The following is an 18,332-nucleotide window of genomic DNA, read 5'->3' as shown; positions in this document are numbered from 1 at the left end:
AAATTTCAGTGGTTACGCGTTGAATTCCTGTATGAAATTCGACGGTCATCATCTTTGAAATATCATAATAAATTCGAGGTTTACGTGTTTCTCTATAATTTTTAATGACAGCATACGTGAGTTTTTCTTTGGCTTCATCTGAAAGATGACTGGTGATTCTAAGCTTTTTGATCGCTTGAATACATTCATTTTGAAGCTCATTCAAATCACGAGTTGGGGCAGTAGATGGTATGTATTTTTTCTGCATAAAATCTAAAATGGATTGTGCACTTTTCTCCCAACTAAATTGTTTGGAATGTTCAAGACAGTATTTTGCAATTTCATCGCGATAACTTTTATTGTCGATAAATTTTTCTAAATATTTTTTTAATTCAATTGAGTTATAGGGGTCAAAAGTCAAATCTTTACGGCCAATAACTTCGGGTAAGCTCGTAGTGTTGGCTGTAATTACTGCAGTACCACAGGCCATCGCTTCAAGTGCAGGTAAACCAAAGCCTTCATGGAAAGACGGGAAGACGAATAAGTAACACGCACTGTATAAATCGATAACCTCTTTATCTGTTACACGTTTTAAAAAGATATAATCTGTACGAGAAAGGCCACATCTCTCGGCATAAGATTTAAATTTATCTAAGTGATGGTCATTTAAAATACCAGCCAAAACCAGCACACTTTTTTTACGTTTTTGTGGAGAAAGTAGTGAATATGCTTTGATCAGTTTTAAATGATTTTTTCGTTCATCACTTGCACCAAAATATAAGATCATTTTACGATCTTTAATGTCAGTGCCTAATATTTTATTGATCTTTTGCACAGAAGGATGGCTATTTTTAAATTGTTCTTCTATGCCTTCAGATGTACTAATAACCTTACTTTCATCAACATTTAAGTATTCAATTAATTCACGTTTTGAGGCTTCAGATACGGCACAAAAGCCATCTGCTGTTTTAAATGTTTTTACTTGGTCAAGATAATATTCTTTAAAAACAGGCTGAGGATCTAAATACAAACTTTTTTGTACGAGTGGAATAAGATCATGCGTAGTCGCAAAAATTTGATAGTGTCTATTTTTAGGCATTGAAAGCACAGTGTTATCGCCAAAGCCTTCAAAGAAAGTAGGCATAAAGACGATATCAGGGGCTAACTTTTCAATGTATTTCTCTCTTAAAAGCACTGAAATTTTTTTATTGTGTTGGTTGTTTGTATTACGTGCTTCGGTTGGGCCTAAACCATGCCAGATGTGTAGATTTTTTGCGTCTACATATTGCGAATATAAAGATAATAACTGGGAGATATTGTCTTCAAATAAAGCATTAAATAATAATATACATTCATGCTTCGGTTGAGCTTGCTTGAGAAAAGCCGTAATGATTCCAGTTGAATAGCGCCCAATACCTCTAAAACGACTATCATTTTGGCAAGCTTGCATGTCGATTATAATACGCATTGATATTTCTCAAATTGATTAAAACTGGTTATAAATCTTCTTAAATAGTTTTTTTTCTTTAGCGCTTAAGCTTTGTAAATGATCATCACTAGACTTGATCTTATTGAATGCCTTGAATTGAACGATGGGCTTAACTTTCATAAATTCTTGCTTATGAGGAATTGATGAATGGTCTATATGATATTGAAGTTCATTAAGCCGATTGAGCATAATGCGCTGTTTTGCTGTAAATGATTGAGAAAAAATCCGAGCTACAGGTAGAAAACCAGATGTGTAACGCGCTTTTAATTGTAGTAATTCAAGCCGTATAAGAAGAAGCTCTTGGCGAGAAAAATGGACCTGTACTTCAGGCGATTTTAAGAATTGTTCAATGATGTTAAAACGATTAACACCTTGTTCTAAGCGATTTAGATAGTATTTGAGACCTTCAGAGTCTGGCTCGCGGTTAAGCAGGCATCTATACAATATTGTAATAAAGGGTGTACCCCAATATTGTAGTATTTTCGGTATATTTATCAGTATTGTCATTGTTGTTTGAACTTTATATTCAGGCTAGTCGAGTTTTTTTTATTCTATATTTCGAAAATTATTTTGTATATAGATTTACTCTGTATGGCGATATTGTAATTTCGCAATTATTTCGATGAATAACAGTAGTTTAATCAAAAAAAATAAATAAGCTTTACTGTTAAAAGTTGTGTAATTGTGTATATTAAATCAGCTACTGTTAATAATAAGTGAATAGTAAAGAAATATTCAATAAAATTTAAAGGTGTCATTTGAATACATACATTCGCGGTTTAAAAAAATATGCTAAAAATACGCCTTTAATCTTTATACGTGATCTGGCAGGGATTTTTTTTGGTGAAAAATCATTTGAAAAAAATCATTTACTTAGCGACTTAAAACTGAATGAATGGGGATTGCATCAAAAGCGTGTCGCATGGGTTCATCAATTAGCAAACCGAAGACGCAAAAAACTTGAAAAGTATATTAAATCTGCGGATGCAGAATTCTTCTATATGCATGGTTATATCGTCAAAGAAAATTTTTTAACAGAATCTGAGTTTAATGCACTTCAAACAGAAATTGCCGCGCATAGTTTTGATACACGAGAAATGCTACAAGGTAATACAGTCACTCGTCGTATGTCCTTGGATATAAAAGAACTACAACTGACACAAAAAATTTCAGGGTTTTTAAAACAAGCAGAGTGGAATCAGCTCATTAACTTTGTAGCCAGTTTTAAAGTACAACCTATGAATTATATCCAAGTCATATTTTCTAAAATTAACCAAGACCAACCAGATCCACAGACCAATTTTCATAGTGATACTTTCTTTTCTAGCGCAAAAGCATGGTTATTTTTGACTGATGTTGACGAAAGCACGGGGCCGTTTATGTATGTACCAGGTTCGCACCGTGTAGATGAAAAAAGGCTCGCTTGGGAGCAATATAAAGCAACGCAAATATGTACGAAACAAAGTACAGATGTTTTGTCGCGACGTGGGTCATTTCGGATTAGCCCAGAAGAATTGAAAACTTTTGGCTTTGCTGAACCAGTCAAATTTAATGTTAAAGCCAATACGCTTTTAATCGCAGACACTTTTGGTTTTCATGCACGAGGTGAAAGTGAGAAGCCTGCTATACGAGCAGAAATTTGGGCTTATGCACGGCGTAATCCAATGATTCCATTTACATTTGGCCATTATTTGGCTTTACCTTGGGTCAAAGATCGAGCCGTTAGTCTGTATTGGAAAGTGCTAGATGTGATGGAATCTCGACAGATTAAGCGTAGTCCATGGCGTAAAGTGGGCAGAAAGAAGGTTTTTGATGAAGCGCAAATCACATCAGTAGAAGATCAAAACAAAGTTTAAAATTCAGTACATATAAAGCTAAAAAATTACATTGCGAGCGTCTTAAAATTATTGCTAGAATTTTTGTACGGAACAAAAAGAATAGTGTTTCATCAAATTAAACAATCCAATGAAAATACGTTCAAATAAGATGATAGGTTAAGGATAAAAAAGTAATATGTTGAAAATCAAAGCAGTTTTTCTTGGATTAGGTGCATCGCTGATATTGTCTGCCTGCTCAAATTCAACAAGTTTTATCCCATCTTCTGGACCCTCTAGTTCTAAATTAATGTCGAATGATGAACTGAATAAAAATGTTCATGTTGTTGACATTAATTCTGAAAATTATCTTTTTTATTCACAGGCTATGGCTGAATCGAATACTCAGACATTTTTGAATCGGCCTAAACCTCAATTGCGATTAGGTGCGGGTGATATTGTTCAAATTTCAATTTGGGAGGCGCCACCGGCAGTTTTGTTTGGCACTACATCAGCAGATAGCTTGGGTATCTCGGGTGGCGTACTTAATATGCCTGAGCAAATGATTACAGATCAAGGCTATATTACCGTGCCTTTTGTGGGCAATATCAAAGCATCGGGGCGTACACTCGATCAAATTCAGCAATCCATTCGCCAAGGTTTATCTAAAATTGCCAATAAACCACAAGCGATTGCACGTTTAAGTCAAAACAATAGTAATACAGTGACTTTAATTGCGGATCGTAAGTCGGTCAGCATTCCTTTAACAGCCAAAGGTGAGCGTTTAATTGATGTTATTCCGAGTGTGACCGATATTCGTTTATTAAAAACGACAAGTTTAATTGTAGAACGAGCTCAGCAACATTTTAGCATTCGTGCGGATGACTTAACACGTAATCGCATGGAAAATATTTACCTGTATCCGGGGGATACAGTGCGCGTTATGCAAGATCAGTATGAAGTAACAGTATTAGGTGCAACCAATAGCAATACAATACTCAACTACGGAGATAATGGTTTAAGTGTTTCTGATGTAATTGCTAAAACATCAGGCTTGAATGATTATCGTGCCAATCCCAAAGGAGTTTTTATTTTTAGGAAAGCTGAATTTAGTCAATCTAAGTTGCCTTCTGGTGAAGCGACACCTGAAGTTCTACGTTTTGATTTAACTTCAGCTGAAGGCTTATTGCTTGCGCAAAAATTTCAACTTAAAAATAAAGATTTGTTGTATGTATCTAATGCGAGTGGTTCAGAGCTACAAAAGTTCTTAAGTATTATTGGTTCGATTATATCGCCAGTCTCTACAACGACATCGATGACCAAGTAATATGACAGCACAGAAACCTCTATTGATTGAAATTAGCCGTTTAATCTTTCGCTTAATTAAGGGTAAAGCGATTACGGGTATTGATCGAGTCACATTGGCTTATATCGAACATTATGCAAAGTATGCGCAAGCGGCGCTGTCATATAAAGGTAGTGTTCATATTTTAAATAAGTTGCAATCTGCAAAGTTGTTTAAAATTCTTTGTCAAAACCAACCGAAGTTATTGCATTCATCATTTTTTAATCTTTTGACTGAATATGTGTTCAAGCATGAATTAGATCATTCCCCGTATGCGGGATGCATTTACCTAAATTTGAATCATAAAGGTATTGAATCGAAGTCTTATATTCGAAAAATTCAGCAACTTCAGCTCAAAGCTGTTTTTTTTGTGCATGATCTTATTCCAGTGAATTATCCTGAATATTGTCGAGCGCAAGAGCAACACAAGCACGCAGCCCGTATACGCCACATGTTGCAGATTGGTCATGCCATTATTGTGAACTCTGAATTTACTAAAGTGGAGTTATTACAATTTGCTCATGAGCATCAGTTAACCGCACCTAAAATTACCGTGGCTTGGCTGAGTAGTGATTTACATCATTTACATGCACCGCCCAAGCTTTTAGCTACGTTACAGCATAAAAAATATTTTGTGGTACTAGCGACCATAGAAGCACGTAAAAATCATTTGTTATTATTGCAAATTTGGCAGCGTTTGATTCAACAATTAGGTGAAGATGCACCATACTTAGTTTTGGTGGGACAACGTGGCTGGGAAGCAGATCAGGTCTTTAATTTATTGGATCGTTGTGATGTGCTCAAACCTCGGGTGATCGAATGTTCTTCTTCTTGTGATGTGGAATTAAAAGCGACGTTATTAAATGCACAAGCGTTATTGTTTCCAAGCTTTGTTGAGGGTTTTGGACTACCTTTAGTTGAAGCTTTATCTTTAGGCGTGCCTGTACTTGCTAGTGATATTGAGGTATTTAGAGAAATTGGGCAGGGCGTGCCTGAATTTATTGATACTCTAGATAGCAAGCTTTGGTATGACATGATTTTTGAATATAACAAAAATACATCTTTACTTAGGCAGGATCAGCTATCACGCATGAAGCAATATCAGCATTGGGAATGGCAAGATCACTTTAATACTGTTCAGCATGTCATTGATTACATTGAACAGGTAGAAGCTGAATGTCACTAATGGGGCTAGATGTGTTGCATTCTGTTCGCGAGGCATGGGTCTATGGATTTTCTTATCGAAAATTTTTAATTCTGAAAACTTTCTTGCCTCATATTCATCTTAAAAGATTAAAGCGAAATCAGAGCCATCCATCCGAAGCAATGTTAATTGTATGGGGAATGCATCCTTTACCCTCAGAATTACAGCATATAAAACATCTCGTTCGTGTTGAGGATGGTTTTATTCGCTCTATTGGGTTAGGTGCTGCGTTTAACTCGCCTATTTCATGGGTATTTGATGATTTAGGAATGTACTTTAATACACAAGCAGAATCACGTTTGGAGCGCCTACTAAATCAGCATGATTTTACGCCAGACATCTGTCATGAGGCCAAGGCACTGCAAGCGCACTTGGTTGGACAAAAACTCAGCAAGTATAATTTAAAAACCAACCAAATGACTGAGTTTCCGAGGGTTTCTGGCCAAAAGAAAATTTTAGTGATTGGACAGGTTGAGGGCGATGCATCTTTACAATATGGATCGCCATATATCAACCGCAATCTAGATTTTCTGGCGAAAGTTCGACAATTATGCCCAGAAGCCTACTTGGTATATCGGCCTCATCCTGATGTGTCAGCAGGCTGGCGTAAGGACAGTTTAGATGTATCAGAAGCTCAGCGCTATGCAAATGCCATTCAAACCGAAGGTGATATTAGCGATTGGCTGGATTGGGCAGATGAGGTGCATGTGATGACCTCATTAACAGGATTTGAAGCATTATTACGTGGTAAACAGGTGGTCTGTCATGGCTTGCCTTTTTATTCAGGTTGGGGCTTAACACATGATATTTATGCTGTAGAACGTACTAAAAGATTACTGCGTCTAGAGGAATTAATTGCTGGCACTTTAATTCTCTATCCGCAATATCGATCTTTATTAAATCAGCGTCATCCACAGATTACAGTAATGCAAGCCATAGAAGAGCTGGTCATATTAAAAAATAAAAAGAAAATCAATTGGCTGGGGTGGTTGCAGCCTTTCATGAAATATTAGTTTCTGCCAATTCATAATGGCTTAGATGGTGATGTGCACACCATGCTTTTGTAAAATTTTCATGATTTTTTCTACACTCACATCCCATGAAGTCAGTGGAATAATTTGTGTAGATGTAGGAGTGAGTTCTTTACTCCATTCATATAATTTTTCTGCTAAATCCTCAGGTTGATCTCGCTTAAAATACTGTGCTTGATTACTGCTGACTTCGCGAAATACGGGAAGATCACGTACCAAAAGGGGTTTTTGATAATAGATGGCTTCCATTAACGGTAGTCCAAAACCTTCACCATAAGAGCAATTTACTGCGCCAACTGCATGCTGGTAAAGTAAGTTTAACTCCGCATCATTCATATCATCCCACCAAAAAATACGCGATCCAAAATAAGGGGATGCTTTTAAATACTCAAGCGTATGTTCGGATTTCCAACCATAGCGGCCGACTAAATATAAATGATGTGGATAGTCAGGATAGCGCTTAAGTAAAGCTTCAAACGCACGAATTAAACACAAATGACCCTTACGCGGTTCGATCGTAGATACTTTAAGAATATAGCTGGAAGCTAAGAATTTTTGCTCAAATTCTGGGCGAATTTGCGCCGTAAAAGTGCTTGGAGATATTTCCCCACCCAGTCTAATTGCTGAACATGGTAGGTCGTCAATTTGATGCTCATGTAGGTATTGAATCAGTTGTTGTGTGACTGTTTCAGATACACAAATAATCTCGTCAGCACATACTGCAATCACATTCAGCCATGCTTGGAGCTTTTGCCTATTTTTAGGCGTAAACCATTCAGGATGCTGTAATGCCAAGATATCATTTAAGATAAAAACCTGTTTTGCACCTTTACTTTTCCACTGCATTAAACGTACTTGGTGTTTAATGATTTGGTCTGCAGACCAGTCTAAACCAAAAAATAAATCACCACTTTTAAGGTCTACATATTTGCGTTTTTTAATGTTTTTTTGTGGATATTGCGATAGCGCATACTTTTTCTTACGTGTGGCATATATAGGGTAAACGTTTAAGTTTTTAGCCTGCTCGGGCAGACGAGACCAGACTGATTTTACAAGGCGTTGAATACCTGTGCCTGCATCATTCATTGAAATTACAGATAAGTCTGTGTAAATGTTTTGGATGGGCTTGTTAGTAGGGTGAGCGGGAGTATGTTGTTTTAAAAAGCGCCGTGCATAGCTGATATTTCCCAAACGGATATTTATTTTTAAAAAGTGTAGTCTTAGCGTATGCAGCATGTGCCTTGCCCTTAGATTAATTATGCATATTGTTTTGTGTAGAAAATATACGGCAAAATCATGTTAAAAAACATGAGCAAATAAGATTAATTTTGCAGAAAATCTCTGAAAATTTATAAGCCTAATAATGGAAATAAGAAAAAATATTTAAGCTATCGACGATTTGATGATTGAACTGTTCGTTTGACTTGGATGGTTTAATAGGATTTACAATTAAAACTTGGTGAGTGAAGTCTAAATTGGTTTTTATTTTTCAATTAAAGTTAATTTTGGATTAAATTGGTGCACTGGGTTGAAAATAAAAAAAAATTAAATAAAGATTTAATATTTGATTTTTAAGTATTTTATGGAATTAAACACAATTTGAAGCAGTAAAATAAATCATTACATAATAAATGTGCACTAATTTCGTGCAGTAACGTAATTTTTATCCAGAATTAAATATCTCTAGAATGAATATGGTGCATTTCACTTGGCAAACAGTATAATAAGGCGAAAGCAAAGGCCTATAATCTTTAATTCTGATAAGGAATTCAATATTTTAACCTTGCTTTCATAAAGTTGGTACGGTATTTGCTTTATAACAACCAACTACTAACACGCACATCAGCAGTGCAACAAAAAATCATCGGAGCAAAATGAGCATGGCGAACAAGGTCCTTCAACTCATCCAAGAAAGTGGCGCAAAATGGGTCGATTTTCGCTTTACTGATACTAAGGGTAAAGAGCAACACGTAACTTACCCAGCAGATTCAATCGACGAAGATACGTTTGAAGATGGCAAAATGTTTGATGGTTCTTCAATTGCTGGCTGGAAAGGCATTGAAGCATCTGACATGATCTTACGCCCAGATGCGGCTACAGGTTTCATCGACCCGTTCTTTGCAGAGCCTACAGTTGTTGTGACTTGCGACGTAATTGAACCTTCAACAGGTCAAGGTTATGAACGTGACCCACGCTCTATTGCTCGCCGTGCAGAAGAATACCTAAAATCTACTGGTATTGGTGATACTGCATTCTTCGGTCCAGAACCAGAATTCTTCGTATTTGACGAAGTAAAATGGGACATCGATATGTCTGGCGCGCGCCACACATTAATCGCTGAAGAAGCTGCTTGGTCTACAGGTAAAGATTACGAAGCAGGTAACTCTGGCCACCGTCCACGCGTTAAAGGCGGTTACTTCCCAGTTCCACCAGTAGATTCTTCACAAGACATGCGCGCTGATATGTGTGCACGTATTGAAGACATCATGGGCCCTGGCCGTGTAGAAGTTCATCACCACGAAGTTGCATCTTGCCAGCTTGAAATTGGTGTAAGCTTCAACACTATGGTTCGTAAGGCTGACGAAGTTCAACAGTTCAAATATGCTGTTTGGAACGTTGCTCACCAATATGCTAAAACTGCAACATTTATGCCTAAACCAATGGTTGGCGATAACGGTTCTGGTATGCATGTTCACATGTCTATCTCTAAAGATGGCAAGAACTTGTTTGCTGGTGATGAATACGCTGGTCTTTCAGAAATGGCGTTGTACTTCATTGGTGGTGTGATTAAACATGCTCGTTCATTGAACGCAATCACAAACCCATCTACTAACTCGTACAAACGTTTAGTACCACACTATGAAGCGCCGATTATGCTTGCTTACTCAGCACGTAACCGTTCAGCTTCTATCCGTATTCCTTACGTTTCTAGCCCGAAAGGCAAACGTATTGAAGCACGTTTCCCAGATCCAATGATGAACCCGTACCTAGGTTTCGCAGCACTTCTTATGGCTGGTCTTGACGGTATCCAAAACAAGATCCACCCAGGCGAAGCTGCAGACAAGAACTTGTACGATCTACCTCCTGAAGAAGAAGCTAAAATCCCTACAGTGGCGCATAGCCTTGATATGGCGCTTGAAGCACTTTCAGCTGACCACGATTACCTTCTTAAAGGTGGTGTGTTCACTAAAGAAATGCTTGATGCGTACATCGAACTTAAAACTGAAGAAGTTCGTCGTCTTAACACGACTACTCACCCAGTTGAATTTGATATGTACTACAGCTTGTAATTCTGTAAAGAATTTCACTGTAAAAAAAGACCCGCCTTGTGCGGGTCTTTTTTATGGGATGCGTTAAGATAAAACAAAGATTTGAATGAATATCGCAATATGGCAAAACCACGCAAAAAACATACAGGTTTTTTTCCTTGGATTGATCCTGCAGATCAGGAGAAGGGATTTAAACTTAACTTTTCAGAAGTCACTTATTTAGAGATTGGTCGTACCGTAGAAGGCTATAAGCAGGCCCAATTTGTAGCGCTGAAAAATCCAGAGTTGGCTTTAGATTTTGACTACCCTGAAATTTTTTATATTAGTACAGAAGGACTGGTTTTAATTAAAAATGCTCAAGGCAAGTTTGAAACGATAGCTAAGACCGATAATTTTTAATTTAACCTTTTTATAAATAAATGACCTGTAAATAGGTCATTTATTTTGCTTGAATATTTTAAAAGTCGTGAGTGGTTTATTGTTGGTCATACTATTGATTTGGTTGTTTAATACTATGTACCCATTTAGAGCTCTCTAAAAATAAAACGTTGCCTATGAGTGATAACGCACGGCTTGGCAAAATCTGAACAGCTGTGACGAAAAAACTGGGCTAGCCATGAAAAATACACTTCAGTCAGCTACACTACAGCTAATGATTGAAGGAAGGTTGAATATGCAACAGCAGCAAAGCCAAATGCGGGATCGGAGAATACCTGCGGAATTAACAAAATGGCTGTATGCATCGGGTTCCTTAACACAGCAATTAACGGATTTGGCACAAGGCATATTTAAGGTGGAGCCGAACGCAGAGCATTTTCAGCGATTAAGCTTAGCCGATGCGCAGTGGATGCAAATGCCGGCACATCATACGGCTTGGGTACGTGAAAGTCATTTATATGGCTGTGAGGCAAAGCCTTGGGTGAAAGCCAAAAGTATTTTTCCAATACAGAGCTTACAAGGCCGTGCGCGAATATTTCAGCATATAGGCAAAAAACCAATTGGACATTTTTTATTTCAACGTACTACACCAGCGTGTGAGCGCCGTGTGCTGTTGCTTGAAGATGGCTGGACACGCCAGAGCTGTTATACTTGGCACGGCTGTAAATTTATTGTGCAGGAAACATTTTTGCCTGCATTTGAGCAGTATATTCAGCAGTAATTTTTCAGAACATTGAGTTAAGGACCATCATGACAGTCGCGCATCCGATTACTTGGCGTCAGCGTTTAGAAGCTTATTATTATTTATGCCGTTTTGATAAGCCGATTGGCACAGAATTGGTATTTTGGCCGACGATGTGGGCGCTTTGGATTGCTAATCAGGGCACACCGCAACTCAGTATTCTCATTCCAATGATTTTGGGCACCATATTTATGCGTGCTGCAGGCTGTGCGATTAATGATTTTGCAGACCGTAAAGTAGATGGTGCTGTTGAAAGGACGAAAAGCCGTCCGTTGGCAACAGGTGTCATTAGTGCCAAAGAAGCAATTTATGTGTTTCTTTTTTTGGTGCTTGCGAGTGCATGTACCTTATTTTTCTTGCCGATTGAAACTTTTTACTGGTCTTTTGGTGCATTAGCATTGGCTTTCATTTACCCATTTATGAAACGCTATACCAATCTGCCACAAGTGTTTTTAGGAGCAGCATTTTCATGGTCGATTCCCATGGCCTATACAGCAGTTGGACAAACACCAGATTTAACCTGTTGGTTATTATATTTTGGTAATTTGGCGTGGACTGTGGCTTATGATACGCAATATGCCATTACTGACCGTGAATATGATTTAAAAATTGGGGTGAAATCTACCGCAATTTTATTTGGCAAATATGATATTGAGATCATTTCTGTTTTACAGGTCTTTAGCCTGATATTGATTGGTTCAGCTTTATATATCGAAAATTTATTTTTCCCATTTGGTTTAATTGCCTTGTTTGTTGTGGCTATTGATTTTATTTATCAATGGAGCAAAACGCGTCATCGAGATCCTCAATGGTGTTTTTGGGCATTTCGTCACAATCGTTGGGTCGGTTTGTTAATTTTCTGTGGTATTTTCATGGCTTTGGTGCTTTAAGATTATTGATCTTAAAAGCATAAATTGGCATAAAGCATCCTATTCGGGTGCTTTTTTTTATGCCTTAATAAAACAGCGTGTAGATTCATGCTTAAAAATAATGATTAAAAAGGATATTTTATGAAACTTTCAAAAATAGCAGTAGCGTTGACAGCGACAGTTTCACTGCTGTCCTTAACTGCATGTAATGATGATAATGACACATCAGCATCTGACCAAAATCAAACACCAAGCTACGTATCTGAGGCAAACTACAGCTTAGATGCAGTTGATAATACGTCTTCTATTAAAGTCATGACTTACAACATGACTAATTTACAAGGCAAATCTGCTCAAGCAACTGCCTTGGTATTATTTCCAAAAGTAACACAGCCGAAAGATGGTTATCGTGTGGTGGTGTGGGAGCATGGAACGGTTGGTGCGGGTGATGATTGTGCACCAAGTAAAAACAAAATCCATCCACGCTTTAAAATACTTGCAGATACACTCTTAGCTGCTGGCTATGTGATTGTAGCGCCTGATTATGAAGGATTGGGTACAGCTGGAGTTCATCCATATCTTAATTTATCTAGTGCAGCCAATTCAGCAATTACTGCAGTAAAAGCAGCCAAAGAGCATTATGGCACTCAGCTCAATGCTCAATGGATGTCAATTGGTCAATCACAAGGTGGCCATGCTTCGTTGGGTACAGCTGAATTTTCCAATACGGATAGTAACTATAAGGGTGCAGTTGCAGCAGCGCCAGCATCAAGCTTAGGGGAAATTATTAAGGTTTATCTCGATCCTGCAAAAAATACCACTGGTGTATTTAAAACCTACAATATATTAGATGATAAATTATTGCAGGTACGTGATGCATTATCAAAACAACAGATTAATGTGGCGCAAAGCGAAGCAATGATTGGGCAAATTGCGGATGGTTATGCAGAGCTTTTAGCTTATGCAGCATTAACTACTTCAGGGATTAAGGCCTATCAACCAGATTATGATTTAAAATCTATCTTTACTGCGGATGCGGGCCTAATTGCTGAAAATGCGTATGGTCGTACAGGTGAAGAAGGTGCATGTTTAAGTTATGCGGCGCCAGATACGGCCAAAGGACTACAAGAGCAATTTAAAGCTGGTTTACTCGCATTTTTAAAAGATCCAACGCATTTAATCTCACAATATGGTATTGATTTAAGCAAAATTGAGTCTGATCCAGTGGTACAGAAATTTTTAGCGGATAATCAGCCAGCGACCAATGCAACAGCTGCTCAAGTGATTAAAGCACCTGTATATATTATTCAAGGTGGAAATGATCAGGCAGTTTTACCACAAATGACGCAAGCCGTATTTAATAATATGAAGCTAAAAGCAACGCAGTATTTCCCACAAGCCAATTATGCAGATGCTTACAAAATGGATATCGTAGCAAATGCGACCCATACACAAGCTATTATTTGTAAAAATGCTGAGGCGGTAGATTTTATTCAAGCCAATATGTCTGCGGGTACGGGTATTGTATTAACCAGCGCCCAGAAGGATGCCAGCAAGAGTGAGCACTGTACTGGAGTTGCTGCCTCGAATTAATAGATGAAATAATAAAAAGGAGCTTTGGCTCCTTTTTATATTTGTAGATTGTGCTGAGATGCGGTTTTGAGTTCAGTGCAAATCAGTTGTAGAGCCTGATGCTGAGAGTTTTTCTTATAATTGGCATACAGCTTAAGTGCCTCGATGTTGAAATCTGTTTCTATAATTTGCACATCTTCATTTAAAAATTTAAGTAAATATTCGGGCGCAAAGCTATAGCCCATGCCCATGTTAATTAAGTTGATATGCTGTAGCACATTGGTCACCCAATGCATTTGTTGCTGTGGTAACTGCTCTAAAGCAATAATACGATTAATATTGTCATAAAATACTGGTGAAGCACTTTGCTCACACATAATCATCTTTTGTTTACTTAAGTAACTTTTGCTTAAGACATGGCCACTGCTATGTAGTTTTTTTGAAGCAACCACATAAATTTTTTCGGTCATGAGCGCTAAATTTTCATAGTCATCATGCTGAATCGCATAGCGAGTAAAACTGATGTCCAACTCTGATTTTTTGAGTTTACGAATTTGTTCTAAACAGGTCAGGCTTTGAATATGAATAGCGATGTTGGGGATTTGACGTTTTAGTTTATCCAAAATCAGTGGCATGATTTTCAGCTCAGCCACATTTAAAAAACCAATATGAATCTGATTGTTTTTTAGATGCGCAACTTGTTGCGCCGCTGATGTCGCTAAATGAGCGCTTTCTATGGCATTGAGTGCATGCACTAAAAAGGCTTGGCCTTCATCGGTGAGCTTAATTTGTTTGCTTGAGCGGTCAATCAGCTGAACACCTACTTCTGCTTCCAAATCTTTAATTTGCTGACTCAGCGAGGGCTGTGCCGTAAATAGATGTTCGGCAGCTTTAGTAAAGCTACCGTATTGTGCCACGGCAGCAAAGTATTTGAGATGGCGCAATTCCATAGCACGGGCCTCTGCGGAAGAAAGTTAACAAATGCAGATAACGGTAAAACAATAAATCATGGAAATTATGGCCGAATGTAGATAAAAAGCCTATGCAACTATCGTTTAAATGTCTGGGTGTTTGGTGAGCTTAAAATCTTTTTTACACTTCAGTGATTACAGTTGGTGGTCACACCTGTTTATAGATGCGAAGTGGCGGAGTAAAAGATGTCAAAGCAATACGATACGGATGTTTTAGTAGTAGGCACAGGGCCTGCGGGTTCGACTTTGGGTTTGGCTTTAGCAAGCTATGGCTTAAAAGTGCAATTGTTTACTCAATTTAATTGGCTGGCAAACAGCCCGCGTGCTCACATTACCAATCAGCGCGCGATGGAAGTATTGCGTGATTTAGGCATTGAAGAGCAAGTGAAAGAAATTGCGACGCCATGGGCAGAAATGGGTGAAAGTTTAATTACAACCAGCTTGGTGGGTGAGGAAATTGCCCGTATGAGCGCATGGGGCACAGGGGATGAGCGCCATGGTGATTATGTGGAAGGTAGTCCATGCCCATTGGTTGATTTGATTCAGCCCAAGATGGAAGCATTACTGGTTAAAAATGCGGGTGAGCGGGGAGCAATCTATCATTTCAACACAGAATATATGTCACATACCCAAGATAAAGATGGCGTGACGGCAGTTTTCTTTAATCATGCAACACAGCAAGAGTTTAGCCTGCGTGCGAAATACTTGGTGGGTATGGATGGTGCACGTTCTAAAATTGTTGAGCAACTTAACTTACCATTAGAAGGTGTGATGTCGCGTGCAGGTACGGTTTATGTCACTTTTAAAGCCGATCTATCTCAGTATGTGCAACATCGTCCAGCGATTTTACAGTGGATTGTCAATCCTGAGGCGGGCTTTGGTGATATTGGTATGGGGCTACTGCGTGCGATTACGCCTTGGAACCAGTGGATTATGGGCTGGGGTTTTGATATCGATCAAGGTGAACCCCAAGTGACAGAAGCACAGGTACGTGCTCGACTAAATGCATTTGTAGGTGCTGAAATTGCAGATGTAGAAATTGAAAAAGTTTCTTACTGGTATGTGAACCAAACATGGGCAACTAATTACTCAGTGGGTCGCGTATTCTGCGGGGGAGACGCCGTACACCGTCATCCACCTTCAAGTGGTTTGGGCTCAAATACCTGTATGCAAGATGCATTTAACTTGGCTTGGAAATTAGCTTATGCAGTAAAAGGCTGGGCAAAAGATAGCTTGCTAGAAAGCTATACCACGGAACGTGCGCCTGTAGGTAAGCAGATTGTCGCACGTGCCAATCAATCTCGTTTTGATTATAAACACTTAAAAGATGTGTTTGGTTTTGATCAGGGTGTAACGACACAGGCGCAAATGTTAGAGCGTATTTTTGCAGAAACAGAAGAGGCTGCTAAAATCCGTGAGCAATTGTTTAAAGCACTCGAAATTAAGCATTATGAATTTAATGCACAGGGCACAGAGTTGAATCAACGCTATGTATCGGGTGCTGTTATTGCTGAAGATGCTGAAGAAATCTTTAAGCGAGACCCGCAGTTGTATTTGCAGGCAACAACGCGCCCAGGTGCAAAAGTACCGCATACGTGGTTAATCAATGCAAAAGGTCAAAAACGTTCAACGCTAGATATCACGGGGCAGGGGCGTTTTACTTTGTTGACTGGCTTATCTGGGACAGGCTGGAAACAGGCTACAGAAGCCCTTGAGTTGCCATATTTAGATGTGGTGCAAATTGGCTCACGTGACTATCGTGATGTTTATGGTACATGGAATGCGAAATCTGAAGTGCATGAAGCAGGTGCGGTGTTAGTGCGTCCAGATGGCTATGTAGCATGGCGTATGGCTGAAAAGCCAATGTCTGACTTTGATTATGTGACAACCTTGCAATGCGTGCTAGATCGTGTCCAATTGCGTACCTAATGCCTAAGCTCACTTTATATGAGTTATATCATCTGATGTTGGTATAAATTCGTATAGAGTGCATGTATGCATATTGGTTGTGGCTTTTTAAATTTTTGTTATATTGGATGGCCACCGAATAGTGTAACTATCCAATAGAGGTTTAGATGTCTGCATCTGAGGCAAAGCCAAATCAAAAGAAAATGATTATTCTCATGTCGTTGGGTTTGCTCATACCTGTGTTCTTACTCAGTATGGCTTATTTGGCAGTCACCAGTGATGAAAAAAATCAGGCTGAATATGCACGAATTAAAGCTGAAAATTTAGCGCGTATACAAGCACGTGATGCAGCACAAGCAACACAAGCCAGCTCGGAAGTCGATACGATTACAGTAGCGAAGTAGAACTGAATTTTTGCTCAAAAGCTTATTCAAAAGCCAATCAGATGATTGGCTTTTTTAATGTCAATTTTCTGCCTTTATCATAGATCTGAACAGGTCTGTATAAAGCTTATTATATCCAGTGAGTGCTATACGGGATCTAACTAGCGAAGAATATCGTTTTTGAGCGTAATGACAGTTGGAATACTGGTATAGCGGAGTACTCGATAGCCTGCTTCTTCGAGCATCGCATCACGTTCTGCATCTTGTTTTTCCTTACCTAAATGCGAAGGGTCATCCAGTTCTATAATGACCACGACATTAAAGTCTTGGTCTAAAATCACAAAATCTGTGACTTTACGATTAAAGAGATTGCGGATTTTGTATTGATGATTAGTGATCAGTGCGCTGAAAGCAACTTGAGCAAAGACATGATGCTGGGGAAAGGCTTGTAATAGTCGTGCATACATTTTGCTTTCAAAATTCGTAATGACACGACGTGGATAGAACTTTTGCTTACGATAGAAGAACTTGGGAAACAACATGCACAGCAAAGCGAAACTTGCTAAACAGCCGATAATAAAAAATATAAGTTGATTTAAGTCGGGCACGTTAAAACTTACACATAAGAAAAAGCCCACGTCATAATGCGTGGGCTTTTTTTAGAATTTTGGCTCTCCCACCTGGGCTCGAACCAGGGACCTGCGGATTAACAGTCCGTCGCTCTACCGACTGAGCTATGGGAGAATCTGAAACGAATTCTATGTGCCAAATGCAGTTTGGTCAAGCTATTCAGCGCTAAAAATGATTTAAATTGAATTTAGTGTATTAAAAATAATCAAAATATGAAATGAAGTGTTTTTAAGACAGTTTTTTAATGGCATTGATATACGTTTCAGTGCTTTGAGAAGGAATAGTTTTACGACAACTTGAGATAAGTGTCATGAGTTCTTGTTGTGTCATATTGGGTTGAATCTGCTTTTGAATATTTTGAAGTGTGCTTTTCTGCGTTGTGGGTAATTCTTTTGCGCATTGGTACAGGCGCTCATACATTGAAGTCGAGGCTTGCTTTTTATTTTCAGTCCGCTGCGTGCATTGAAATATACCCAATAGAGCAATAATTAAGATACTCCAAAAAATCATCGATTTCAGCCAAGGAAGTTCCATGTGTGATTGTCCATATTATGTGGGCCATGTTTTAAAATATATTGAATTAAGTACGGATAAAAGCCAAATATAAAGTACAGAAAATATTTTAATTGAGCTGAAGTGGCTTAGCTGGGTTTAGTGAGCACAGAGTTATAGTTTTGGTGAAATATAA

At 38.5% G+C, this 18,332-nt stretch carries 17 protein-coding genes and 1 tRNA gene; 11 read left to right on the top strand and 7 right to left on the bottom strand.

The features are described 5' to 3' along the window. On the bottom strand, positions 1-1,447 hold a 1,447-nt coding region (locus tag D9K81_RS08505; RefSeq protein ID WP_147433935.1), incomplete at its 3' end, for a glycosyltransferase family 4 protein. Between the two features lie 18 nt (positions 1,448-1,465). Next, positions 1,466-1,975 carry a DUF4214 domain-containing protein gene (locus D9K81_RS08500; protein WP_120375289.1) on the bottom strand — a complete coding sequence of 170 codons (510 nt, stop codon included), beginning with the start codon at positions 1,973-1,975 and terminating at the stop codon, positions 1,466-1,468. 251 nt (positions 1,976-2,226) lie between these two features. On the opposite strand from D9K81_RS08500, the gene D9K81_RS08495 reads away from it, so the two are divergent. The 4 genes from D9K81_RS08495 (at position 2,227) to D9K81_RS08480 (ending at position 6,844) form a co-directional block, all read left to right on the top strand. Next, positions 2,227-3,324 (top strand): phytanoyl-CoA dioxygenase family protein, encoded by a 1,098-nt coding sequence (locus D9K81_RS08495; RefSeq protein ID WP_120375288.1) that lies wholly within the window; start codon positions 2,227-2,229, stop codon positions 3,322-3,324. A gap of 157 nt (positions 3,325-3,481) precedes the next feature. Then, the gene (locus D9K81_RS08490) at positions 3,482-4,609 is read left to right on the top strand and encodes a polysaccharide biosynthesis/export family protein (RefSeq protein WP_120375287.1); all 1,128 of its coding nucleotides are present in this window, start codon (positions 3,482-3,484) and stop codon (positions 4,607-4,609) included. Between the two features lies 1 nt (position 4,610). Beyond that, positions 4,611-5,813: a glycosyltransferase family 4 protein gene (locus tag D9K81_RS08485; protein ID WP_120375286.1), complete on the top strand. Its 1,203-nt coding sequence runs from the start codon at positions 4,611-4,613 to the stop codon at positions 5,811-5,813. An 11-nt stretch (positions 5,814-5,824) separates the two neighbouring features. Beyond that, positions 5,825-6,844 (top strand): capsular polysaccharide export protein, LipB/KpsS family, encoded by a 1,020-nt coding sequence (locus D9K81_RS08480; RefSeq protein ID WP_171406901.1) that lies wholly within the window; start codon positions 5,825-5,827, stop codon positions 6,842-6,844. Positions 6,845-6,865: 21 nt separating this feature from the next. On the opposite strand, the gene D9K81_RS08475 is transcribed toward D9K81_RS08480, so the two are convergent. Continuing rightward, positions 6,866-8,098, bottom strand: a complete 1,233-nt coding sequence (locus D9K81_RS08475; protein ID WP_120375284.1) for a glycosyltransferase family 4 protein — start codon at positions 8,096-8,098, stop codon at positions 6,866-6,868. A gap of 638 nt (positions 8,099-8,736) precedes the next feature. On the opposite strand from D9K81_RS08475, the gene glnA reads away from it, so the two are divergent. From glnA to D9K81_RS08450, 5 genes are all read left to right on the top strand, one after another. Further along, positions 8,737-10,152, top strand: coding sequence for a type I glutamate--ammonia ligase (glnA, locus tag D9K81_RS08470; protein ID WP_171406900.1), 1,416 nt, complete (start codon positions 8,737-8,739; stop codon positions 10,150-10,152). Between the two features lie 99 nt (positions 10,153-10,251). Further along, on the top strand, positions 10,252-10,530 hold the full coding sequence (locus D9K81_RS08465; protein ID WP_120375282.1) for a hypothetical protein: 279 nt from the start codon (positions 10,252-10,254) through the stop codon (positions 10,528-10,530). A gap of 274 nt (positions 10,531-10,804) precedes the next feature. Beyond that, the gene (locus D9K81_RS08460) at positions 10,805-11,290 is read left to right on the top strand and encodes a chorismate--pyruvate lyase family protein (protein ID WP_120375281.1); all 486 of its coding nucleotides are present in this window, start codon (positions 10,805-10,807) and stop codon (positions 11,288-11,290) included. 29 nt (positions 11,291-11,319) lie between these two features. Next, positions 11,320-12,201 carry a 4-hydroxybenzoate octaprenyltransferase gene (gene ubiA / locus D9K81_RS08455; RefSeq protein ID WP_120375280.1) on the top strand — a complete coding sequence of 294 codons (882 nt, stop codon included), beginning with the start codon at positions 11,320-11,322 and terminating at the stop codon, positions 12,199-12,201. A gap of 120 nt (positions 12,202-12,321) precedes the next feature. Next, on the top strand, positions 12,322-13,773 hold the full coding sequence (locus tag D9K81_RS08450) for an alpha/beta hydrolase family protein (RefSeq protein WP_120375279.1): 1,452 nt from the start codon (positions 12,322-12,324) through the stop codon (positions 13,771-13,773). A gap of 35 nt (positions 13,774-13,808) precedes the next feature. On the opposite strand, the gene D9K81_RS08445 is transcribed toward D9K81_RS08450, so the two are convergent. Then, positions 13,809-14,702, bottom strand: coding sequence for a LysR family transcriptional regulator (locus D9K81_RS08445; protein ID WP_120375278.1), 894 nt, complete (start codon positions 14,700-14,702; stop codon positions 13,809-13,811). Positions 14,703-14,909: 207 nt separating this feature from the next. On the opposite strand from D9K81_RS08445, the gene D9K81_RS08440 reads away from it, so the two are divergent. Together D9K81_RS08440 and D9K81_RS08435 are read left to right on the top strand one after the other, a co-directional pair. Then, positions 14,910-16,652, top strand: a complete 1,743-nt coding sequence (locus D9K81_RS08440; protein WP_120375277.1) for an FAD-dependent monooxygenase — start codon at positions 14,910-14,912, stop codon at positions 16,650-16,652. Between the two features lie 146 nt (positions 16,653-16,798). Beyond that, positions 16,799-17,035, top strand: a complete 237-nt coding sequence (locus tag D9K81_RS08435) for a hypothetical protein (protein WP_120375276.1) — start codon at positions 16,799-16,801, stop codon at positions 17,033-17,035. 140 nt (positions 17,036-17,175) lie between these two features. On the opposite strand, the gene D9K81_RS08430 is transcribed toward D9K81_RS08435, so the two are convergent. The 3 genes from D9K81_RS08430 to D9K81_RS08420 all read right to left on the bottom strand — a co-directional run bounded on the left by D9K81_RS08430 (position 17,176) and on the right by D9K81_RS08420 (position 18,178). Further along, on the bottom strand, positions 17,176-17,622 hold the full coding sequence (locus D9K81_RS08430) for a DUF2726 domain-containing protein (protein ID WP_120375275.1): 447 nt from the start codon (positions 17,620-17,622) through the stop codon (positions 17,176-17,178). 60 nt (positions 17,623-17,682) lie between these two features. Then, positions 17,683-17,758, bottom strand: a tRNA-Asn gene (locus D9K81_RS08425). 114 nt (positions 17,759-17,872) lie between these two features. After that, on the bottom strand, positions 17,873-18,178 hold the full coding sequence (locus D9K81_RS08420) for a hypothetical protein (protein WP_120375274.1): 306 nt from the start codon (positions 18,176-18,178) through the stop codon (positions 17,873-17,875). Positions 18,179-18,332: the final 154 nt, after the last annotated feature.

Source organism: Acinetobacter chengduensis (assembly GCF_003664645.1).
GTDB lineage: Bacteria > Pseudomonadota > Gammaproteobacteria > Pseudomonadales > Moraxellaceae > Acinetobacter > Acinetobacter chengduensis.
Note: the sequence above shows the minus strand (reverse complement) of the source record. Positions and strands in the feature narration are given on the sequence as shown.